The sequence below is a fragment of the Vogesella sp. LIG4 genome (assembly GCF_900090205.1).
Lineage (GTDB): Bacteria > Pseudomonadota > Gammaproteobacteria > Burkholderiales > Chromobacteriaceae > Vogesella.
The window spans coordinates 353,696-370,595 of the sequence record NZ_LT607802.1; the positions used below are offsets into that span (position 1 = coordinate 353,696).

The window sequence follows — 16,900 nt, forward strand, 5'->3', positions numbered from 1 at the left end:
TCACGGGTCAGCTCAGTTGAACAGGCTGACCACGCTCAACAGCAGGATCACGAACAACCACAACAGCACGGTGCGCCACACCAGCCCTACCGCGCTCTTCAGGTAGTTGGGGTCGGCTTCGTCGCCTACTCCCAGCTCCGGGCGGAAGTTGATGGTGTAGTTCTGGCGTACCGGATCGCCCAGCTTCACCCCCAGCGCGCCGGCAGCGGAAGCCAGCAGGATGCCGGTGGCGTAGTTGCCCCAGGTGCGGGCCTGCGAGCGCCAGCAATACACCGCGTCCTCGAAGTCGCCCATGATGGCGAAGCTGATGGCGGTAAGGCGCACCGGAATCCAGTCCAGCCATTCGCCGGCACGGCCGGCAAAGCGGCCGAACAGGTCCTCGTTGCCACGGTAGCCCCACTTCTGCGCCAACAGCTGCGAGAAGCGGTACAGCACCGCGCCGGCAGGGCCTGGCAGCACGACGAACCAGAACATGGTGCCGAACACGTGGCGATAGCTGTCCACCACGCCCTGCTCGATGGCCAGACGCGACACCTCGCCCACCGACAGCTCGCTGGTGGGCTGGTTGGTCCAGCTGGACAGTGCCTGGCGCGCTTCAAAGTCGCGCCCTTCGTTCAGGGCCAGCGAGATCTCGGAGAAATGGCCGGAAAAATGGCGGAACCCCATGGTGAGGTACAGCACCAGCACATTCCACGCGAAGGCCAGCGCCGGGCTGATCGCGTGCAGCAGGTAGTAGCCGCCCAGCGCCAGCGCCAGTGCCGGCACCATGGCAGCCAGCCAGGCCATGACACCATGGCGGTTGTAACCGGCATTCAGGTTACGTTCCAGGTGATTGGCATAACGGATGAACAGCCGCCAGACGCGGTTGCGGTTTCCCAGCGGGCGCAGTTGTTCGAGTGCCAGTGCGGCGATCAGCGAAATCAGGGTCATGGATACGCGGATGGTTGTTGGTTACCCGCGGTGGAAGATACCACAAAACCGCGGGCTAGACGGGGGCTAGGCAGAACCCAGCCGACGCGAACCGGTCAGGGGGGAGGAAGAAAGGTTGCCATGACGGCCATAGCCGGTAATGGCCTGGCTGGAAGCGCGCAGCGATTCCAGCACATCGGTGGCGAACTGCATGCGTTCCTGGGCCAGGTCGGCATTCACTTCATTGAGCGTTTTCAGGCGAATCACCGCCTTTTCCATTTCATGCCACAGCTGGCGCAATTCCGCCGGCGCCTGCAACAGCCAGGTTTGCCAGTGTATCGAATCGGCAAGCCCTTCCGCGCTTTGCGCCGCCAGGCGTTTCTCGCGCGCAGCGGTCAACTCGCCCAGCTGGCGCAGCTTGGCCTGCGACATTTCGTCCAGCTGAAAAGCATCAAAACGCAAAATAGCCCGCTGTTCTTCCTCCAGCGTGTGCTGCAGGGCGTCCAGCGTGGCCATTTCATCCTGGCATAGTGCCAGCAGAGCGGAAACATCCATGATCTAGCTGCCGTCTCAGCCGGCCAGCAGTTCCTTGGCGGAAGCAATCAGGCTGTCGGCGATGGCCTCCGGATGCACGGTAAACTGGCCGGAAGCAATGGCAGACTTGATGGCTGCCACCTTGTCGGCGTCAAACGCCGGCGCGCTGGCTGCAGCCTGCGTCATGCCCTGCAGACGGCTTGCAAACGGATTAATCGCAACGCTCTCGCCATCGGTACGCTCGGTCGTCGTGTTCGACTTGCCTTGCGTACGGCTGGGGGCGGAATAGTTGCTTGCAACCTTGCCCGAGTTGTCGATTTTCATGATTCACCTGCCCAGAATCTCTTTACGGTTAGTCCTATTATCGCCTGAAAAAACTGAAACTTGAGGCATTTTTTCACTGCAGCTGGAGAGACACGCTGCCATCGGCCTCCACCAGGGCGGAAATCACCTTGCCACTGCTCACCCGCACGCTCACCCGCTCACCCACGCTGGCATTGCCCAGCGCCACGGCGTCGCTGCTCACGCTGAATCCGTCACCCAGCACCTGCAGCTTTACCGGCTGGTTCATTTTGACAACATAGGGACTGCGCAATTGCGATGCAGTGAGCATGGCACCGGGTGGCAATGCCGTGCGCAGCATCTGGCCGACCACGGCGGATTCGTCACGCAGGCCCTGGCTAAGCAGCGAGCGGTTGTTCACCGCCGCCAGCCGCACATCGCCCGGCTGCAGCACATCCCCGGCCCGTACCAGCCGCGTGGTGACCAGCACCAGCTGCACTTCCGCCGCTTCCACCTGCAGCGACAGGCTCCAGCCCTGCGAGTTGCAGCTCACCAGCAGCATGTGCTGCGGCTTGCTGCCCCCTGCCGGCCAATCGGCCTGCAAGGGCTGATCACAGGCCGGCATCAGCGGCTTGCGCGGCGAAAGCTTGAGCTTGTAGGTATAGCCATCCTTGCCCTGCTCGCCGTGCAGGAACTGGTTGGCCACCTGTTCGATCTGGCGTCCATCCTGCCCCGCCGCCCATGCACCGGGCACTGCCCCCAGCAACAGCAGGCTGATAAGTATTTGCTTCATGCGGCTATTTTACTCCGGCACGGCACGCTGCCGCATCGCCCATCAGCACACAGACAAAAAACCCGCGCCGGCAGTTCCGGACGCGGGTTTGGCGGATGCGCAGGCAGCTCAGCCCAGTGCCTGGCGGATGTAGTCCTTCACTTTGCCGGCATCGGCGTCGTACACGGTAACGCGCTGCGGCAGGTCTTCCAGACCGTCGAAGCCGTCCGGGCGCGGCGCCTCGCGGTTCAGCGCCTCGCGGATGGTGTCGGCGAACTTGGCCGGCAGCGCGGTTTCCAGGCAGACGATGGTTTCGCCCGGCAGGCGCACATCGCGCGCCACCTTGATACCGTCGGCGGTGTGGGTATCCACCACCACGCCGTCGCTGGCATCCACCGCGCGGATGGTAGCCAGGCGGTCGGCGTGGCTGCTGCTGCCGGACACGAAGCCGAACTGCTCGCGCACCTGCGCCAGCTGGCTGCTCAGGTCAAAGCCCTTGCCGCTGTCCACCTCGGCCCACAGCGCCTTGACCTTGCCGCCGTCGCGGCCAACCAGGTCGAACACGAAGCGCTCGAAGTTGGATGCCTTGGAAATGTCCATCGACGGGCTGGAGGTGACGTAGGTGTTGGCGGTGCCGCGCGGCGCGTAGCTGCCGGTCTTGAAGAACTCGTCCAGCACGTCGTTCTCGTTGGTAGCCACGATCAGGCGCTCGATCGGCAGGCCCATCTGGCGGGCGATATGGCCGGCGCAGACGTTGCCGAAATTGCCGGACGGCACGCAGAAGCTGACTTTTTCGTCATTGCTGGCGGTGGCGTTGAAGTAGCCCTTGAAGTAGTACACCACCTGCGCCACCACGCGCGCCCAGTTGATGGAGTTGACGGTGCCGATCTTGTACTGCGCCTTGAAGGCGTGGTCGTTCTGCACCGCCTTCACGATGTCCTGGCAATCGTCGAACATGCCCTTGATGGCGATGTTGTGGATATTGGCATCCTGCAGGCTGTACATCTGCGCGCGCTGGAACGGGCTCATCAGGCCGTCCGGGCTGAGCATGAACACGTTGATGCCGGCCTTGCCGCGCATGGCGTATTCGGCGGCGGAGCCGGTGTCGCCGGAGGTGGCGCCAACGATGTTGAGCTGCTCGCCCTTCTTCGCCAGCACGTACTCGAACAGGTTGCCGAGGAACTGCATGGCCATGTCCTTGAACGCTAGCGTCGGGCCGTTGGACAGCTCCAGGATCACCAGTCCGTCCTGCAGGCGTTTCACCGGGGTGATCGCCTCGCTGCCGTACACCTTGGCGGTGTAGGTGCGGTCGAGGATGTCCTTGAGGTCGGCTTGCGGAATGTCGGTGGCGAACAGGCGAATCACCTCGAACGCCAGTTCGGCGTAGGACAGCTTGCGCCAGTCATCCAGCTGCTTGCGGCCAACCTGCGGGTAGCTTTCCGGCAGCGCCAGGCCGCCATCGGGCGCCAGGCCCATCAGGATGGTGTCGGAGAATTCGAGCGGCGCCATGCCGCCACGGGTGCTGATGTATTTCATGTCATTCAACCAGGGTATTCAGGCATTTCACGCCCACGTTCAGCAAGCGGCCCTGCCATTTCGGATCACCCAGCACGGCCTTGCCCTTGCTGGCGATCTCCTGCATTTCATCATCGCTGAGGCTGGACACCAGCTTGTTGCTGGCACAGCTGCAGTAGCTGTCCACCTTTTGCGGGGTGGACAGCAATACCGGCAGCAAGGGCGTGTTGTTGATCTTGCTGCGGCAGGCCTCGCCCAGCTTCTGCTCCGCAACGGTACGCGGCATCAGAATGCTGCAGCCCGCCAGCAGCAGACACAACAGCACGGTAGCGCCATGCTTAGCCATTAAGTTCTTCCATGCGCAGGCGCACCACCTTGCCGGCCACACTGTCCAGCGCTTCGATGGCGGCAATCGCCGTGTTCACCGATTTTTCCACCACGCGATGGGTAAGGATCACGATCTCGGCGGAACCGTCGGCGACCGAACCCTTCTGGATCAGCGCCTCGATGGAAATGCCGTTCTCGGCCAGCAGGCGGGTGATGTCGGCCATCACGCCGGCACGGTCCACCGCCTGGATGCGCAGGTAGTAGCTGCTCACCACTTCGTCGATCGGCAGGATGCGCAGGTTCTTCAGCTGGTCCGGCTGGAACGCCAGATGCGGCACGCGGTGCCCCGGGTCGGCGGTCATCAGGCGGGTAACGTCCACCAGGTCGGCCACCACCGCGGAGGCAGTCGGCAGTGCGCCGGCGCCCGGGCCATTGAACAGGGCCTGGCCCACGGCATCGCCGCGTACCAGCACCGCGTTCATCACGCCGTTGACGTTGGCGATCAGCTGGTCTTCCGGAATCAGCGTCGGGTGCACGCGCAGCTCCACGCCAGCCTCGGTGCGGCGGGTCAGGCCGATCAGCTTCACGCGGTAGCCCAGTTCCTCGGCGTACTGGATGTCCTTGCCTTCCAGCTGGCTGATGCCTTCCAGGTAGCAGTTGTCGAACTGCATCGGGATGCCGAAAGCGATGGCCGCCATGATGGTGAGCTTGTGGCCGGCGTCATGGCCTTCCACGTCGAAAGTCGGGTCGGCCTCGGCATAGCCCAGGCGCTGTGCTTCCTTCAGTACGTCGACAAAGTCGGCGCCCTTCTCGCGCATTTCGGAGAGGATGAAGTTGGAGGTGCCGTTGATGATGCCGGCCAGCCACTCGATGCGGTTGGCCGACAGACCCTCGCGCAGCGCCTTGATGATGGGGATGCCGCCGGCTACCGCCGCTTCGAACGCCACCATCACGCCTTTTTCCTGCGCACGGGCGAAGATCTCGTTGCCGTGTACCGCCAGCAGCTTCTTGTTGGCGGTTACCACGTGCTTGCCGTTGGCAATGGCCTGCAGCACCAGCTCCTTGGCCACTGTGTCGCCACCGATCAGCTCCACCACGATATCCACGTCGGGGTTGTTCACCACTTCGAAGGCATCGGCCACCACGGCCACCTCCGCGCCCACCAGCTCGCGCGCCATTTCCACGTTGCGGCGCGAAGCGATGGTCAGGCGGATCTCGCGCCCGGCACGGCGGCTGATTTCCTCGGCGTTGCGCTTCAATACGGTGGCGACACCGCCACCGACAGTCCCCACACCCATCAGGCCAATATTGATTGGCTTCATAGTTAAACTCCTAAGTTCTGTTTATTTGTCCCTGGATTCAGGCTATCCAGCGGGGCCGGCATGACCGGCCCGACTCGATGGTCTGCATCATGTAAAAACTGCCTCTTCTTGTCAGGCAGCACAAGGGGGCGCAAACGCGGCTGCGACAAGGCAATCTGTTCACCTTCTACAGGACCCGGCAAAGCCGGGCCTCGCCACTGTACTCCCCTCACCCGCAGCCCTGATTACTCCCATCCCCCCGCCCTTGCCCTGCAAGGGGGCCTCGCTGCGCTCGCTAACACAAGGGGGCGCAAGCGTGGCTGCGACAGCGCAATCTGCTCACTTTTCACAGGACCCGGCAAAGCCGGGCCTCGCCACTGTACTCCCCTCACCCGCAGCCCTGATTACTCCCATCCCCCCGCCCTTGCCCTGCAAGGGGGCCTCGCTGCGCTCGCTAACACAAGGGGGCGCAAGCGCCCCCTCGTCTGTCTGCCTATTTCCCACGCGCCGCCGCCACCTTGCCTTTGACAAGGTGTTGCTGGCAGGCGGCATGGACGTTGCGCATCAGTCGGTACCGTGGCGTTTGCGGTAGTTTTCCAGGAAGCGGGCGATGCGGCCGATGGCTTCGGTCAGATCATCGCTGTTCGGTAGGAATACCACGCGGAAGTGATCCGGCGCAATCCAGTTGAAGCCGCTGCCCTGCACCAGCAGCACGCGCTCCTGCTGCAGCAGCTCCAGGATGAACTGCTGATCGTCCTCGATCGGGTAGATGTCCGGGTCCAGCCGCGGGAACAGGTACAACGCGCCCTGTGGCTTGACGCAGCTGACGCCCGGAATCTCGGTGAGCAGCTTGTGCGCCAGATCGCGCTGGCGTGCCAGGCGGCCGCCAGGCGCCACCAGGTCGTCAATGCTCTGGTAGCCGCCCAGCGCGGTCTGGATCGCGTACTGCGCCGGCACGTTGGCGCACAGCCGCATCGAGGCCAGCATGTTGAGGCCCTCGATATAGTCCTTGGCCCGGCGCTTGTCGCCGGACAGGATCAGCCAGCCGGCGCGGTAGCCGCAGGCGCGGTAGTTCTTGGACAGGCCGTTGAAGGTGCACACCATCAGGTCCTGCGCCAGCGAGGCGATGGAGGTGTGGGTGGCGCCGTCGTACAGCACCTTGTCGTAGATCTCGTCGGCGTACAGCAGCAGGCCGTACTCGCGTGCCACGTCCACCAGCTGCTGCAGGATGTAGTCCGGGTACAGTGCGCCGGTGGGGTTGTTCGGGTTGATGATCACCAGCGCCTTGGTATTGGGGGTGATCTTGGCGCGGATGTCGGCGATGGACGGCAGCCAGCCCTTTTCCTCTTCGCACAGGTAGTGCACCGGCTTGCCGCCGGCCAGGCTCACCGCCGCGGTCCACAGCGGGTAGTCCGGCGCCGGCACCAGCACCTCGTCGCCATTGTCCAGCAATGCCTGCATCGCCATCACGATCAGCTCGGACACGCCGTTGCCCACGTAGATGTCTTCCATGCCCACGTTCGGAATCTGCTTCTGCTGCGCGTAGTGCATGATGGCCTTGCGCGCGGCGAACAGCCCCTTGGAATCGCAGTAACCCGAGGCGTTCTGCAGGTTGACGATCACGTCCTCGATGATCTCGTCCGGCGCAAAGAAGCCGAATGGCGCCGGGTTGCCGATATTGAGCTTGATGATGCGGTGGCCTTCCTCTTCCATGCGCTTGGCGTGTTCGAGGACCGGGCCGCGGATGTCATAGCAGACATTGGCGAGTTTTTGGGATTTCTGGATAGGCTGCATGGGGGCTGTCACTGTTATTGGTGGTGGATCCGGCGATTGTCCCGCTACACGTCTGCTGCGTGCAGGCGGGTTATAATCCTATCCCAATACGTGGTGCACTGCACTACAAGCACCGACGGGATTCCAGCATGAAACTACATGAAGCAAAGACAGGCGGCAGCAACCTGTTCACCGCCTATGGCGCGGGCTATGTCGAGATCAACGGCACCCGCCACAGCGGCAGCCTGATCGTTACTGCCGACAGCATCCAGCCGTGGGCGCCGACCTCGTTTGAAACCTTGGCCGCAGAGCATTTTGCCGCCCTGCTGGCCCTGCAGCCGGAAGTGGTGATCTTCGGCAGTGGCCAGCGGCTGCGCTTTCCGCATCCGCGCCTGACTGCCGCACTGAGTAATGCCGGCATCGGTGTGGAGGTGATGGACAGCAATGCCGCCTGCCGCACCTACAACATCCTGCTGGCGGAGGATCGCCAGGTCATCGCCGTACTGCTGGGCGAATAATGGCACCGGATCTGGCGCTGGCCGGCAAGGCGCTGCTCGGCGCGCTGGCGGTGCTGCTGATCAGCCTGCTGTCGCAAAGCCGCTATTTCTTCATCGCCGGCCTGGTGCCGCTGTTCCCCACCTTCGCGCTGATCGCCCACTACATGGTGGGCAGCGCACGCGGCGCCGACGCGCTGCGCAAGACCGCACTATTCGGCCTCGGCTCGCTGCTACCCTACGCCGTCTACCTGCTGGCGGTATACGCGCTGGCGACAAGGCTGTCGCTGCCCTTCACCCTGCTTGCCGCCACCGCCTGCTGGATGCTGGCCGCCGGCCTGCTGCTGTGGGGCTGGCATTACTGGCTGCATTGATCGCGGATCAGGCACTTACAGGCAGGCCCGGATGGCCTGAATCTGCGGCCAACGTTGGCCGCATCGCCAAGCACAAGGCCGCCCGTGGGCGGCCTTGTCGTTACGGCGGCAGGTCAGCGGCTAATGCAGCTTCAGCGACGGCTTGGCCACCCGCCGTAGCTTGTCTCCGATGAACAGCAGCGTGGCCAGCAGCCAGCCGTGCACCGCCGCCTGGTGCATGCGGTACAGCGAGGCGTAGATCAGCTTGGCGCCGCGCCCTTCCACGTAGTAGTCGCGCTTGGGGCCGACAATGGCCGCCAGGCTGCCCACCGCGGTGTGCTTGCCCAGCGACACCATCATGCCCTGCGGCTTGAACTGGAACGGCGCCGCCTGCTGCTCGCGCAGGCGCTGGCTCAGCTCGCCGGCCAGCCACTGCGCCTGCTGGTGCGCCACCTGGGCGGTGGCCGGCAGCGGGCGGCCGTTGCCGCCATCGCAGGCGGCGCAGTCGCCCAGCGCGTAGATATTGTCGTCACCGGCGCAGCGCAGGCGCTCGTCCACCTGCAGCTGGTTGATGCCGTTCACCGCCAGGCCATCCAGCGTGGCCAGCCATGCCGGTGCCTTCACCCCTGCCGCCCATACCGTGATGTCGGCATTTACCTGGCTGCCGTCCTGCAACTGGACGCCGCTGGCGGTCACCGCCGCCACCCGGCTGCTGGTCAGCACCCGCACGTGGCGTGCGGCCAACTGTTCCTGCGCGTAGGCGGACAGTGACGGCGGCGCCGCCGCCAGTACCCGTTCGCTGCCTTCGATCACGCTGATGTGCACCTGCGCCGGCTGCAGCCGCGCGCCGTAGTGATGCATCTCGCGCACGGTGTGGTTCAGCTCCGCCGCCAGTTCCACCCCGGTGGCGCCGCCACCGACGATGGCGATATCCATGCCCGCCTGCTGGCCGCTGCTGCACTTGAACGCCAGCTCCAGCAACTGGTGGCGCAGGCGCTCGGCATCGGCCGGGGTGTTCAGCTGCATCGCGTGCTCGCGCACACCGGGGGTGCCGAAGTCGTTGGCTTCCGCCCCCACTGCCAGCACCAGCCAGTCGTAGCCCACCTCGCGCTCCGGGCTCAGCAGCTGGCCGTTGCTGCCGTGGATGGCAGCCAGGCGGATGGCGCGCCGGCTACGGTCCAGCGCCTGCATATAGCCGAACTCGAATTCATAACCATTGCGGTAGCCGTGGGCGAAGTAGTTCACCTCGTCCTCGCCGGTGTTCAGCGCACCGGTGGCAACTTCGTGCAGCAGCGGCTTCCAGATATGGGTGGCCGCGCCGTCCACCAGCACGATGCGCGCCTTGTGGCGCAGGCCCAGGCTGCGGCCCAGACGGGTGGCCAGCTCCAGGCCGCCGGCGCCACCACCGACGATGACTATGCTGGGCAGGACTGCAGATCGACTCAACATGGCAACTCCTTAATGGTCAGAATGCGTTACCACAGCCGTCTGCCGCACAAACAAAACGGCTGGGGTGACGCCTCTGACGCCAGCCCAGCCGGGTTGTAGACAAGAACCACGAACAAAATCCCTGATCCTGCGTTACGCCGCCTTGCCGTACTCGTTGTACTGTCTGCGGCGGAACGCCTTGTCTCAGGTACTCTGCGAGACTTTGTTCACGGTTCTTAAAGCGATAGGTGAATTAACGGCCAACCCAGCCGATGACCAGCAATACCGCCAATAGTAAAGCAATCAGCATCAACAGGAAGTTCTGTCGCTTCTGTTCGCGCATCAGCTGGATATAGCCCTGCACCAAGAGCTCGGTGGTCTGCCCGGACAGCGCCTCGTTCAGCTTGCGCGGCAGCGCCGGCAGCGTGGTGGCCCATTGCGGCGCCTCGTGCTTGAGGGTGCGCAGCAGACCACGCCAGCCGATCTGCTCGTTCATCCACTTGGTAAGGAAAGGCTTGGCGGTATCCCACAGGTCCAGGTCCGGGTCCAGCTGGCGGCCCAGGCCTTCGATATTGAGCAGGGTCTTCTGCAGCAACACCAGCTGCGGCTGGATTTCCACGTTGAAGCGGCGGCTGGTTTCGAACAGCCGCAGCAGCACCATGCCGAAGGAAATCTGCGACAGCGGCTTGTTGAAGATCGGTTCGCACACGGTGCGCACCGCCGCTTCCAGCTCCTCGGCACGGGTTTCCTTTGGCACCCAGCCGGATTCGATGTGGGCGGTGGCCACGCGGTGGTAGTCGCGGTTGAAGAAGGCCAGGAAGTTGACCGCCAGGTAGTGCTTGTCGGTTTCGGTGAGGCTGCCGACGATGCCGAAGTCCAGCGCGATGTAGCGGCCGTCGTCGGCCACGAAGATATTGCCCGGGTGCATGTCGGCATGGAAGAAGCCATGGCGGAACACCTGGGTGAAGAAGATTTCCACGCCGAAGCGGCTGAGTTTTTTCAGGTCGACGCCAGCCTCGCGCAGGCGCTCGATCTGCCCTACCGGGATGCCGTCCATCCACTCCAGCGTCAGCACGTCGCGGCTGCTGTAGTCGTAGTACACCTCCGGCACGATCAGCATGTCGCTGCCGACGAAGTTGCGATGCAGCTGGCTGGCGTTGCCGGCCTCGTGCATCAGGTCCAGCTCGTCGTGCAGGTGGCGGTCGAACTCCCCTACCACCTCGCGCGGCTTCAGCCGCTTGCCGTCGGGCAGGAAACGCTCCACCAGTCCGGCCAGGCTGGCCATCAGTGCCAGATCCTGCTGGATCACCGGCTTGATCGCCGGGCGCAGCACCTTCACCGCCACCTGGCGGCCCGGCGTGTTGCCGGCGCCATGCAGCCGCGCGCGGTGCACCTGTGCCACCGAGGCGCTGGCCACCGGCACATCGTCGAACTCGGCATACAGTGTGGCAATCGACTGGCCCAGGCTGCGCTCGATCACTGCGCGCGCGGTGGCGGCCTCGAACGGCGGTACCTTGTCCTGCAGCCGCGCCAGCTCGTCGGCATAGTCTTCCGGCAGCAGGTCACGGCGGGTGGACAGCACCTGGCCGAACTTGACGAAGATCGGCCCCAGGCTTTCCAGCGCCAGGCGCACGCGTACCGGCAGCGGCTGCGACAGGTCGCGCGGCACCGGCGTCAGGCGGAACAGCCAGTGCAGCAGCCGTACCCGCGGGCGGTCGACCAGGAAGTCGTCCAGGCCATAACGATAGAAAGTGGCAACGATCTTGGCGAGCCGCGCGATACGCATGATGGATTCAGTCGGGGGAAAGGTTGGCCGCAGCACGCCACAAGGCATGCCGCGCAAAGCGCGAAGCATAGTCGCGGCGGGGGCGCGCTGGCAATGCCGGCGGGCAGCAAAAAGCCGGTGCAGGCACCGGCCACGCAGGGGAGTCCGTGTGGATCAGCCGGGCTGCTGCCCCTGCTCCAGCAAGGCCAGCCGCTTGTCGAAGCGGTCGGCCGCCTCGCGCAGCTCGTCCACCGCCGCCACGAAGCCGGCCACATCCTGCTTCCTGGCCAGCAGCGGCGCTTCCTCGCGCAGGTGCTCGATCCAGTTTTCCAGCAGACGGCCGCCGATCTCGCCCTTGATGCCGAACAGGCCGCGCACGAAGCCCTGCACTCGGTTGGCGGCCACGTCGCCCACCACCCGCGACAGGTCCTCGGTGGCATCCCACTGCAGGCGGCGCACGATGCGGCCAACCTCGGTGGCCAGCTCGGTGTCGCCTTCCAGCACGATGTCGGCCAGCGCCGGCTCGCGCCCGGCCAGCTGCGCCAGCGCCACGCCATGCTTGAGGCGCAGCCGCGCTTCCGGCTCGCCCTCGCAGGCGGCCAGCCAGCCATCGGCGGTGACCACCCCGGCCAGGTCGAACGGCGGCAGGGTGACAGCGATGCGGCGCCCGGCATGCAGCGCCAGGTCGGCACGCACCTCCGGGTGCTGGTTCAACAGATGATTGAAGGCTGCGATGCGCAAACCCATGCTCAGTATCCTTGCCTGTTCAGACAATAAGAGTACGCCGGCACCATGCTGCGACACCGGCTTGCCAGGCAGCTAGCCTACCATCGGCAGCGCTGCCTGCGGCCAGGCGGCTGACAAAGTGCTTCGATTAAACTTTACCGGACCCGGCAAAGCCGCTTTCGCGATGCGAAAGGACTTTGTCAGCACTCAGCAGCCGGCACTGCCGGCTGTCAGGCTAACTTTACGCGGCGCTTATTGCACCACCGGTACGATGTGGATTTCCACGCGGCGGTTCAGCTGCTTGCCGGCTTCGGTGTTGTTGTCGGCGCGCGGGCGGCTGGAGCCGTAACCGATAGCCTGCATGCGCTCCTGCTGCACGCCATGCGCCTGCAGGTATTGCTCTACCGCAGCGGCGCGCTGCTCGGACAGCGGCTGGTTGATGCGGTCGTTGCCGGAAGCATCGGTGTGGCCTTCGATATCCAGCGTGGTCTTGCCGTATTTCTTCACGATGGCGGAGATGGTATCCAGCGTCGGCAGGAAGCCGCCCTTCAGTGCGGAGGAGCCGCTATCGAATGCGGTGGAGGAGGTCATCACCACGGTCAGGCTCTTGTCGGCATTGCGCTGCAGTTCGATGGCACCGGCCTTGATCTGCGGCGCCAGCTGCTTTTCGAAGTCCTTGGCCTGGTTGTCCATATAGGTGCCCACGGCATAGCCGGCCAGGCCGCCACCCACGGCACCGATGATGGCGCCCTTGGTGCGGTCCTTCTTGCTGGATACGGCTGCACCCAGCACCGCGCCGCCGGCCACGCCGATGGCGGTACCGATCTGGCTGCTGGAATACTGGCTGTTGGCACAGCCGGCGGCCAGCAGTGCGGCGGACAGTACGGTGATCAGGGATGCGGTGGAAACACGCTTGTTCATTACTTGTTACTCCATGGTGGGATAGAAAATGGAAAGCCCGGCACGGGTCTGCGACACGCGAGGAATATGGCGGTGAAACGCGGCAGGCAATGCGCGGGGCACCGGTCTGCCGTGGATGCAGGCGTTCAGCCCGCGTGCCAGCACCAGTGCCAGGGTTCGTACAGATAGCCGCTGCTGTTGCCGGCCGGGTAGCTCAGGCGAAAGCCGAACTCGCCGGCATGGGCCAGCAGCCAGGCAAACGCCGCGGTGGTGTCAAACGCCTGCTCCAGCACTGGCGAGCCCGGCGTGCCGATGTCGATGGCACGGCCACTATGGTGCTCGCTGAAGCCCGGTGCGGCGCTGACCTGCAGGATGACGTCCAGCGTCTGGCCGCGCGCCAGCTTGGCGGCAACGATTTCATGCTGGCGCTGGATGCTGCGGTAGGCGGACACCAGGAACAGGGTCACGCCATCGGCAGCCGCCGCCGCGCGCAGCTGCTGCCATGCGGCAGCGGCCGGCGCAATCAGTTCGAAGATTCTTCCGGCGTCGTTGCTGTCCGCCACGACCAGCGCGTCCGGCTCGGCATACTCCCGCAGGCCGCGTGCGGCCAACGTTTGCGGATCGATGCCCAGCTCGGCCAGGCGGGCGGCCAGCTCCGGCGTCATCAGAACTTCACGCCCTTGTGCAGCGCGACCACGCCACCGGTCATGTTGTGGTAGTCAACGCGGCCGAAGCCGGCGTCCAGCATCATCTGCTTCAGGGTTTCCTGGTCCGGGTGCATGCGGATGGATTCCGCCAGGTACTGGTAGCTGTCGGCATCGCCGGCCACCATCTTGCCCATGATGGGCAGCGCCTTGAACGAGTAGAAATCGTAGAACGGCGACAGCGGCTTCCATACCTTGGAAAACTCCAGCACGAACAACTTGCCGCCCGGCTTGAGCACGCGGCACATTTCCTTCAGCGCCGCGTCCTTGTGCGTCATGTTGCGCAGGCCGAAGGCCACCGACACCGCATTGAAGTAATTGTCCGGGAACGGCAGCTTTTCGGCATCGGCCAGCGATACCGGCAGCATCATGCCTTCGTCCAGCAGGCGGTCGCGGCCCACGGTCAGCATCGAGCTGTTGATGTCGGTGAGCCACACTTCGCCGCTCTTGCCCACCCGCTTGGCCCAGCCGCGCGCCAGGTCGCCGGTGCCGCCGGCAATGTCCAGCACCTTGTCGCCGGAGCGCACGCCGGAGGTGGTGAGCGTGAAGTGCTTCCACACGCGATGCAGGCCGCCGGACATCAGATCGTTCATCACGTCGTATTTCTGCGCCACCGAGTGGAATACCTCGGCCACCTTGCCGGCCTTTTCGCTTTCTTCGACGTTCTGATAACCAAAGTGGGTCTTGCTCATGTCTACTCCCTGCTCGCGCCAGCGGCGGCGAGGCGATTCAGATAATCCTGCCAGTACTGGTCGTGCTTCACGCCCAGCTCGTATAGATAAGCCCAGCTGTACAGCCCGCTGTCGTGCCCGTCGCTGAACACGATCTTCAGTGCGTAGTGCCCCACCGGCTCCAGCGCGGTAATGGCCACCTGCTTCTTGCCCACCTGCAGCACCTCGTTGCCCACGCCGTGGCCGCGCACTTCGGCGGACGGCGAGTACACCCGCAGGTATTCGGCCGCCAGGCTGAAGCTGGCGCCATCGTCGTAGGCGACCTCCAGCTGCTGCGATACCGCGTGCAGCTTGATTTCCACCGGGTTGGCAGAATATGCAGACTGTCCTGACATGGTCATATCTTTCATGAAATTCAATAACCGCCTACTCATCCCATAATGACGCTGGGAAACTGCATGACAGTCCCAACAACAATCAGAGAAATCGCCAATCGCTGCTTACACAACATCCGGCGATTATTTTGTTTCAGCTCATTAAGCAATGCGTCATTCATCCATACACCCGGCGCGTACCCGCCCGGACTTCCCCGCCATAGCAATACAGTCCCAACACCCACCAAACACATGCCGAACATCGTCATCGACTTAAGCAGAAGTTGGAGGGACATGAGGACTAATCCTTGCGTGTCAGCAGCATGGCATCGCCATAGCTGAAGAACTTGTAGCCGTGTGTCACCGCGTGCGCGTAGGCGCCGCGAATCTCGTCGTAGCCGGCAAACGCCGACACCAGCATCAGCAGCGTGGACTTTGGCAGGTGGAAGTTGGTCAGCAACTTGTCCACCACCTGGAAGCGGAAACCGGGGGTAATGAAGATGTCGGTTTCGCCGCGCCCGGCTTTCAGGCCGCCATCGCGGGCGGCGGATTCCAGCGCACGCATGCTGGTGGTGCCCACCGCCAGCACCTTGCGCCCGGCGGCATGCGCGGCGTGGATGGCATCCACCGTGCCCTGCGGCACTTCGTAGATTTCGCTGTGCATCTTGTGCTCGGCGATATTGTCCACCCGCACCGGCTGGAAGGTGCCGGCGCCCACGTGCAGGGTAACGTGGCACAGCTGCACGCCCTTGTCGCGCAGCTGCTGCAGCATGGCATCGGTAAAGTGCAGGCCGGCGGTAGGCGCAGCTACCGCGCCCTGCTCGCGCGCATATACCGTCTGGTAGCGCTCGTCGTCGTCGGCATCGGTATCGCGGGCAATATAAGGAGGCAGCGGCAGCTTGCCGGACGCCTCCAGGATATCGAATACGTTGGCCGCATCCAGAAACTTCAGATGGAACAGCTCGTCGGCGCGCGCCACCATTTCCGCCTGCCAGCGGCCGGCAAAGATGATGCGAGTGCCCGGCTTGGGCGACTTGCTGGCGCGCACATGCGCCAGCACTTCGTGCTCGTTCAGCACGCGCTCCACCAGCGCCTCCACCTTGCCGCCGCTGTCTTTTTCGCCGAACAGCCGCGCCTTGATCACGCGGGTGTCGTTGAACACCATCACGTCGCCGGCCTGCAGCTGGTCGGCAAACTCGGTAAAGCGGCTGTCCTGCGGCGTATGGCCGTGCACCAGCAGCAGGCGGCTGCTGCCGCGCTCGGCCGGCGGGTGCTGGGCGATCAGCTCGTCCGGCAGGTGGTAGTCGAAATCTGAAACGTGCATGTGAAGCTTCTGGTTCAATTAACCGCGGGATTATACCTTTTGCCTGCTGCAGCGCGCCAACCGCTGCAACTTGCCCTGGATCAAGCCGGCCCGAACGGACAGGCACACGCAGGCGACAAGCTCGTTACAATGCCCGGCGTCAAGTAGTGCTTTCACTCGAAGCCGCAGCATTTTACCAACAGCAGCGCCTCGCAAACGATTGTTTGAAATGTGGCAATTGCTGGACATCTTGCTGCCAATTGCGGCAAACTCGCGGCCATATCAAAACAGGGACCAACACCTTGACCCGAAAAATCCTCGTGCTGCACGGCCCCAATCTGAATCTTCTCGGACTGCGCGAGCCCCAGCACTATGGCCGGGACACCCTGGATGACATCAATACCCGACTGCGTGAGCAGGCCACGGCTGGCGGCTTCGAACTGGATGTTCTGCAAAGCAATGCCGAACATATCCTGATCGAACGCATCCATGCCTGCCTGACCGATGGTACGGCGATGATCATCATCAATCCGGCTGCCTTTACCCATACCAGTGTCGCCATCCGCGATGCAATTTCCGGGGTCAAGGTACCGTTTATCGAAGTCCACTTGTCCAACGTCCACGCCCGCGAGCCGTTCCGCCATCATTCGTATTTCTCCGATCTGGCGGTTGGCGTTATTTGCGGCCTGGGCGCTCATGGCTATGAGCTGGCCCTGGCCCACGCGATGAAGCGTCTGGCCACGCCGGCATAACACCGAATAATTACCGA

The 16,900-nt window shown here is 63.9% G+C and carries 20 protein-coding genes; 3 read left to right on the forward strand and 17 right to left on the reverse strand.

What is annotated here, in order from left to right; translation table 11 throughout:
- Window positions 1-12: 12 nt before the first annotated feature.
- The 8 genes from PSELUDRAFT_RS01665 to PSELUDRAFT_RS01700 all read right to left on the reverse strand — a co-directional run bounded on the left by PSELUDRAFT_RS01665 (window position 13) and on the right by PSELUDRAFT_RS01700 (window position 7,434).
- Window positions 13-930: a CobD/CbiB family protein gene (locus PSELUDRAFT_RS01665; RefSeq protein ID WP_088965202.1), complete on the reverse strand. Its 918-nt coding sequence runs from the start codon at window positions 928-930 to the stop codon at window positions 13-15.
- A 66-nt stretch (window positions 931-996) separates the two neighbouring features.
- Window positions 997-1,464, reverse strand: coding sequence for a flagella synthesis protein FlgN (locus PSELUDRAFT_RS01670; RefSeq protein ID WP_088965203.1), 468 nt, complete (start codon window positions 1,462-1,464; stop codon window positions 997-999).
- A gap of 15 nt (window positions 1,465-1,479) precedes the next feature.
- Complete coding sequence (gene flgM / locus PSELUDRAFT_RS01675; RefSeq protein ID WP_088965204.1) at window positions 1,480-1,767, reverse strand: flagellar biosynthesis anti-sigma factor FlgM; 288 nt, start codon at window positions 1,765-1,767, stop codon at window positions 1,480-1,482.
- A gap of 73 nt (window positions 1,768-1,840) precedes the next feature.
- On the reverse strand, window positions 1,841-2,518 hold the full coding sequence (gene flgA / locus PSELUDRAFT_RS01680) for a flagellar basal body P-ring formation chaperone FlgA (RefSeq protein WP_088965205.1): 678 nt from the start codon (window positions 2,516-2,518) through the stop codon (window positions 1,841-1,843).
- Between the two features lie 108 nt (window positions 2,519-2,626).
- Window positions 2,627-4,033 carry a threonine synthase gene (thrC, locus tag PSELUDRAFT_RS01685; protein ID WP_088965206.1) on the reverse strand — a complete coding sequence of 469 codons (1,407 nt, stop codon included), beginning with the start codon at window positions 4,031-4,033 and terminating at the stop codon, window positions 2,627-2,629.
- A gap of 1 nt (window position 4,034) precedes the next feature.
- Window positions 4,035-4,358 carry a hypothetical protein gene (locus PSELUDRAFT_RS01690; RefSeq protein ID WP_088965207.1) on the reverse strand — a complete coding sequence of 108 codons (324 nt, stop codon included), beginning with the start codon at window positions 4,356-4,358 and terminating at the stop codon, window positions 4,035-4,037.
- Window positions 4,351-5,661, reverse strand: coding sequence for a homoserine dehydrogenase (locus tag PSELUDRAFT_RS01695; RefSeq protein ID WP_088965208.1), 1,311 nt, complete (start codon window positions 5,659-5,661; stop codon window positions 4,351-4,353). Before PSELUDRAFT_RS01695 ends, PSELUDRAFT_RS01690 begins: the two co-directional genes overlap by 8 nt.
- Before the next feature lie 543 nt (window positions 5,662-6,204).
- Window positions 6,205-7,434, reverse strand: coding sequence for a pyridoxal phosphate-dependent aminotransferase (locus PSELUDRAFT_RS01700; protein ID WP_088965209.1), 1,230 nt, complete (start codon window positions 7,432-7,434; stop codon window positions 6,205-6,207).
- Window positions 7,435-7,562: 128 nt separating this feature from the next.
- Between PSELUDRAFT_RS01700 and PSELUDRAFT_RS01705 the strand changes: the two genes are divergently transcribed.
- A complete protein-coding gene (locus tag PSELUDRAFT_RS01705) occupies window positions 7,563-7,931 on the forward strand; it encodes an Mth938-like domain-containing protein (RefSeq protein WP_088965210.1) in 369 nt (122 codons plus the stop codon).
- Entirely contained in the window at window positions 7,931-8,281 is a 351-nt protein-coding gene (locus tag PSELUDRAFT_RS01710) for a GlpM family protein (RefSeq protein ID WP_088965211.1), read from the forward strand. Before PSELUDRAFT_RS01705 ends, PSELUDRAFT_RS01710 begins: the two co-directional genes overlap by 1 nt.
- 120 nt (window positions 8,282-8,401) lie before the next feature.
- On the opposite strand, the gene PSELUDRAFT_RS01715 is transcribed toward PSELUDRAFT_RS01710, so the two are convergent.
- The 9 genes from PSELUDRAFT_RS01715 to queA all read right to left on the reverse strand — a co-directional run bounded on the left by PSELUDRAFT_RS01715 (window position 8,402) and on the right by queA (window position 16,152).
- The gene (locus PSELUDRAFT_RS01715) at window positions 8,402-9,709 is read right to left on the reverse strand and encodes an NAD(P)/FAD-dependent oxidoreductase (RefSeq protein ID WP_088965212.1); all 1,308 of its coding nucleotides are present in this window, start codon (window positions 9,707-9,709) and stop codon (window positions 8,402-8,404) included.
- A 232-nt stretch (window positions 9,710-9,941) separates the two neighbouring features.
- Window positions 9,942-11,474 (reverse strand): ubiquinone biosynthesis regulatory protein kinase UbiB, encoded by a 1,533-nt coding sequence (gene ubiB, locus PSELUDRAFT_RS01720; protein ID WP_088965213.1) that lies wholly within the window; start codon window positions 11,472-11,474, stop codon window positions 9,942-9,944.
- A 153-nt stretch (window positions 11,475-11,627) separates the two neighbouring features.
- Window positions 11,628-12,200 carry an SCP2 domain-containing protein gene (locus PSELUDRAFT_RS01725; protein WP_088965214.1) on the reverse strand — a complete coding sequence of 191 codons (573 nt, stop codon included), beginning with the start codon at window positions 12,198-12,200 and terminating at the stop codon, window positions 11,628-11,630.
- A 231-nt stretch (window positions 12,201-12,431) separates the two neighbouring features.
- Window positions 12,432-13,100, reverse strand: a complete 669-nt coding sequence (locus tag PSELUDRAFT_RS01730) for an OmpA family protein (RefSeq protein WP_088965215.1) — start codon at window positions 13,098-13,100, stop codon at window positions 12,432-12,434.
- 125 nt (window positions 13,101-13,225) lie between these two features.
- Window positions 13,226-13,744, reverse strand: a complete 519-nt coding sequence (locus tag PSELUDRAFT_RS01735; RefSeq protein ID WP_088965216.1) for a M15 family metallopeptidase — start codon at window positions 13,742-13,744, stop codon at window positions 13,226-13,228.
- Window positions 13,744-14,475, reverse strand: coding sequence for a bifunctional demethylmenaquinone methyltransferase/2-methoxy-6-polyprenyl-1,4-benzoquinol methylase UbiE (ubiE, locus tag PSELUDRAFT_RS01740; protein ID WP_088965217.1), 732 nt, complete (start codon window positions 14,473-14,475; stop codon window positions 13,744-13,746). Before ubiE ends, PSELUDRAFT_RS01735 begins: the two co-directional genes overlap by 1 nt.
- A 2-nt stretch (window positions 14,476-14,477) precedes the next feature.
- Window positions 14,478-14,849 carry a gamma-butyrobetaine hydroxylase-like domain-containing protein gene (locus PSELUDRAFT_RS01745; protein WP_088968349.1) on the reverse strand — a complete coding sequence of 124 codons (372 nt, stop codon included), beginning with the start codon at window positions 14,847-14,849 and terminating at the stop codon, window positions 14,478-14,480.
- Between the two features lie 35 nt (window positions 14,850-14,884).
- Complete coding sequence (locus PSELUDRAFT_RS01750; protein ID WP_088965218.1) at window positions 14,885-15,124, reverse strand: hypothetical protein; 240 nt, start codon at window positions 15,122-15,124, stop codon at window positions 14,885-14,887.
- 5 nt (window positions 15,125-15,129) lie between these two features.
- Window positions 15,130-16,152, reverse strand: coding sequence for a tRNA preQ1(34) S-adenosylmethionine ribosyltransferase-isomerase QueA (gene queA, locus PSELUDRAFT_RS01755; protein ID WP_088968350.1), 1,023 nt, complete (start codon window positions 16,150-16,152; stop codon window positions 15,130-15,132).
- A 281-nt stretch (window positions 16,153-16,433) separates the two neighbouring features.
- Here queA and aroQ point away from each other — a divergent pair, with 281 nt between their 5' ends.
- Window positions 16,434-16,883: a type II 3-dehydroquinate dehydratase gene (gene aroQ, locus PSELUDRAFT_RS01760; protein ID WP_088965219.1), complete on the forward strand. Its 450-nt coding sequence runs from the start codon at window positions 16,434-16,436 to the stop codon at window positions 16,881-16,883.
- Window positions 16,884-16,900 lie beyond the last annotated feature (17 nt).

Coding starts and splice junctions, on each gene's coding strand:
- PSELUDRAFT_RS01725 (WP_088965214.1), bottom strand. CDS start 12,200: ATGGGTTTGCGCATCGCAGCCTTCAATCATCTGTTGAACCAGCACCCG.
- PSELUDRAFT_RS01700 (WP_088965209.1), bottom strand. CDS start 7,434: ATGCAGCCTATCCAGAAATCCCAAAAACTCGCCAATGTCTGCTATGAC.
- PSELUDRAFT_RS01710 (WP_088965211.1), top strand. CDS start 7,931: ATGGCACCGGATCTGGCGCTGGCCGGCAAGGCGCTGCTCGGCGCGCTG.
- PSELUDRAFT_RS01695 (WP_088965208.1), bottom strand. CDS start 5,661: ATGAAGCCAATCAATATTGGCCTGATGGGTGTGGGGACTGTCGGTGGC.
- ubiE (WP_088965217.1), bottom strand. CDS start 14,475: ATGAGCAAGACCCACTTTGGTTATCAGAACGTCGAAGAAAGCGAAAAG.
- flgA (WP_088965205.1), bottom strand. CDS start 2,518: ATGAAGCAAATACTTATCAGCCTGCTGTTGCTGGGGGCAGTGCCCGGT.
- PSELUDRAFT_RS01730 (WP_088965215.1), bottom strand. CDS start 13,100: ATGAACAAGCGTGTTTCCACCGCATCCCTGATCACCGTACTGTCCGCC.
- PSELUDRAFT_RS01735 (WP_088965216.1), bottom strand. CDS start 13,744: ATGACGCCGGAGCTGGCCGCCCGCCTGGCCGAGCTGGGCATCGATCCG.
- thrC (WP_088965206.1), bottom strand. CDS start 4,033: ATGAAATACATCAGCACCCGTGGCGGCATGGCGCCGCTCGAATTCTCC.
- PSELUDRAFT_RS01690 (WP_088965207.1), bottom strand. CDS start 4,358: ATGGCTAAGCATGGCGCTACCGTGCTGTTGTGTCTGCTGCTGGCGGGC.
- ubiB (WP_088965213.1), bottom strand. CDS start 11,474: ATGCGTATCGCGCGGCTCGCCAAGATCGTTGCCACTTTCTATCGTTAT.
- PSELUDRAFT_RS01705 (WP_088965210.1), top strand. CDS start 7,563: ATGAAACTACATGAAGCAAAGACAGGCGGCAGCAACCTGTTCACCGCC.
- PSELUDRAFT_RS01665 (WP_088965202.1), bottom strand. CDS start 930: ATGACCCTGATTTCGCTGATCGCCGCACTGGCACTCGAACAACTGCGC.
- PSELUDRAFT_RS01750 (WP_088965218.1), bottom strand. CDS start 15,124: ATGTCCCTCCAACTTCTGCTTAAGTCGATGACGATGTTCGGCATGTGT.
- PSELUDRAFT_RS01670 (WP_088965203.1), bottom strand. CDS start 1,464: ATGGATGTTTCCGCTCTGCTGGCACTATGCCAGGATGAAATGGCCACG.
- flgM (WP_088965204.1), bottom strand. CDS start 1,767: ATGAAAATCGACAACTCGGGCAAGGTTGCAAGCAACTATTCCGCCCCC.
- queA (WP_088968350.1), bottom strand. CDS start 16,152: ATGCACGTTTCAGATTTCGACTACCACCTGCCGGACGAGCTGATCGCC.
- PSELUDRAFT_RS01715 (WP_088965212.1), bottom strand. CDS start 9,709: ATGTTGAGTCGATCTGCAGTCCTGCCCAGCATAGTCATCGTCGGTGGT.
- PSELUDRAFT_RS01745 (WP_088968349.1), bottom strand. CDS start 14,849: ATGTCAGGACAGTCTGCATATTCTGCCAACCCGGTGGAAATCAAGCTG.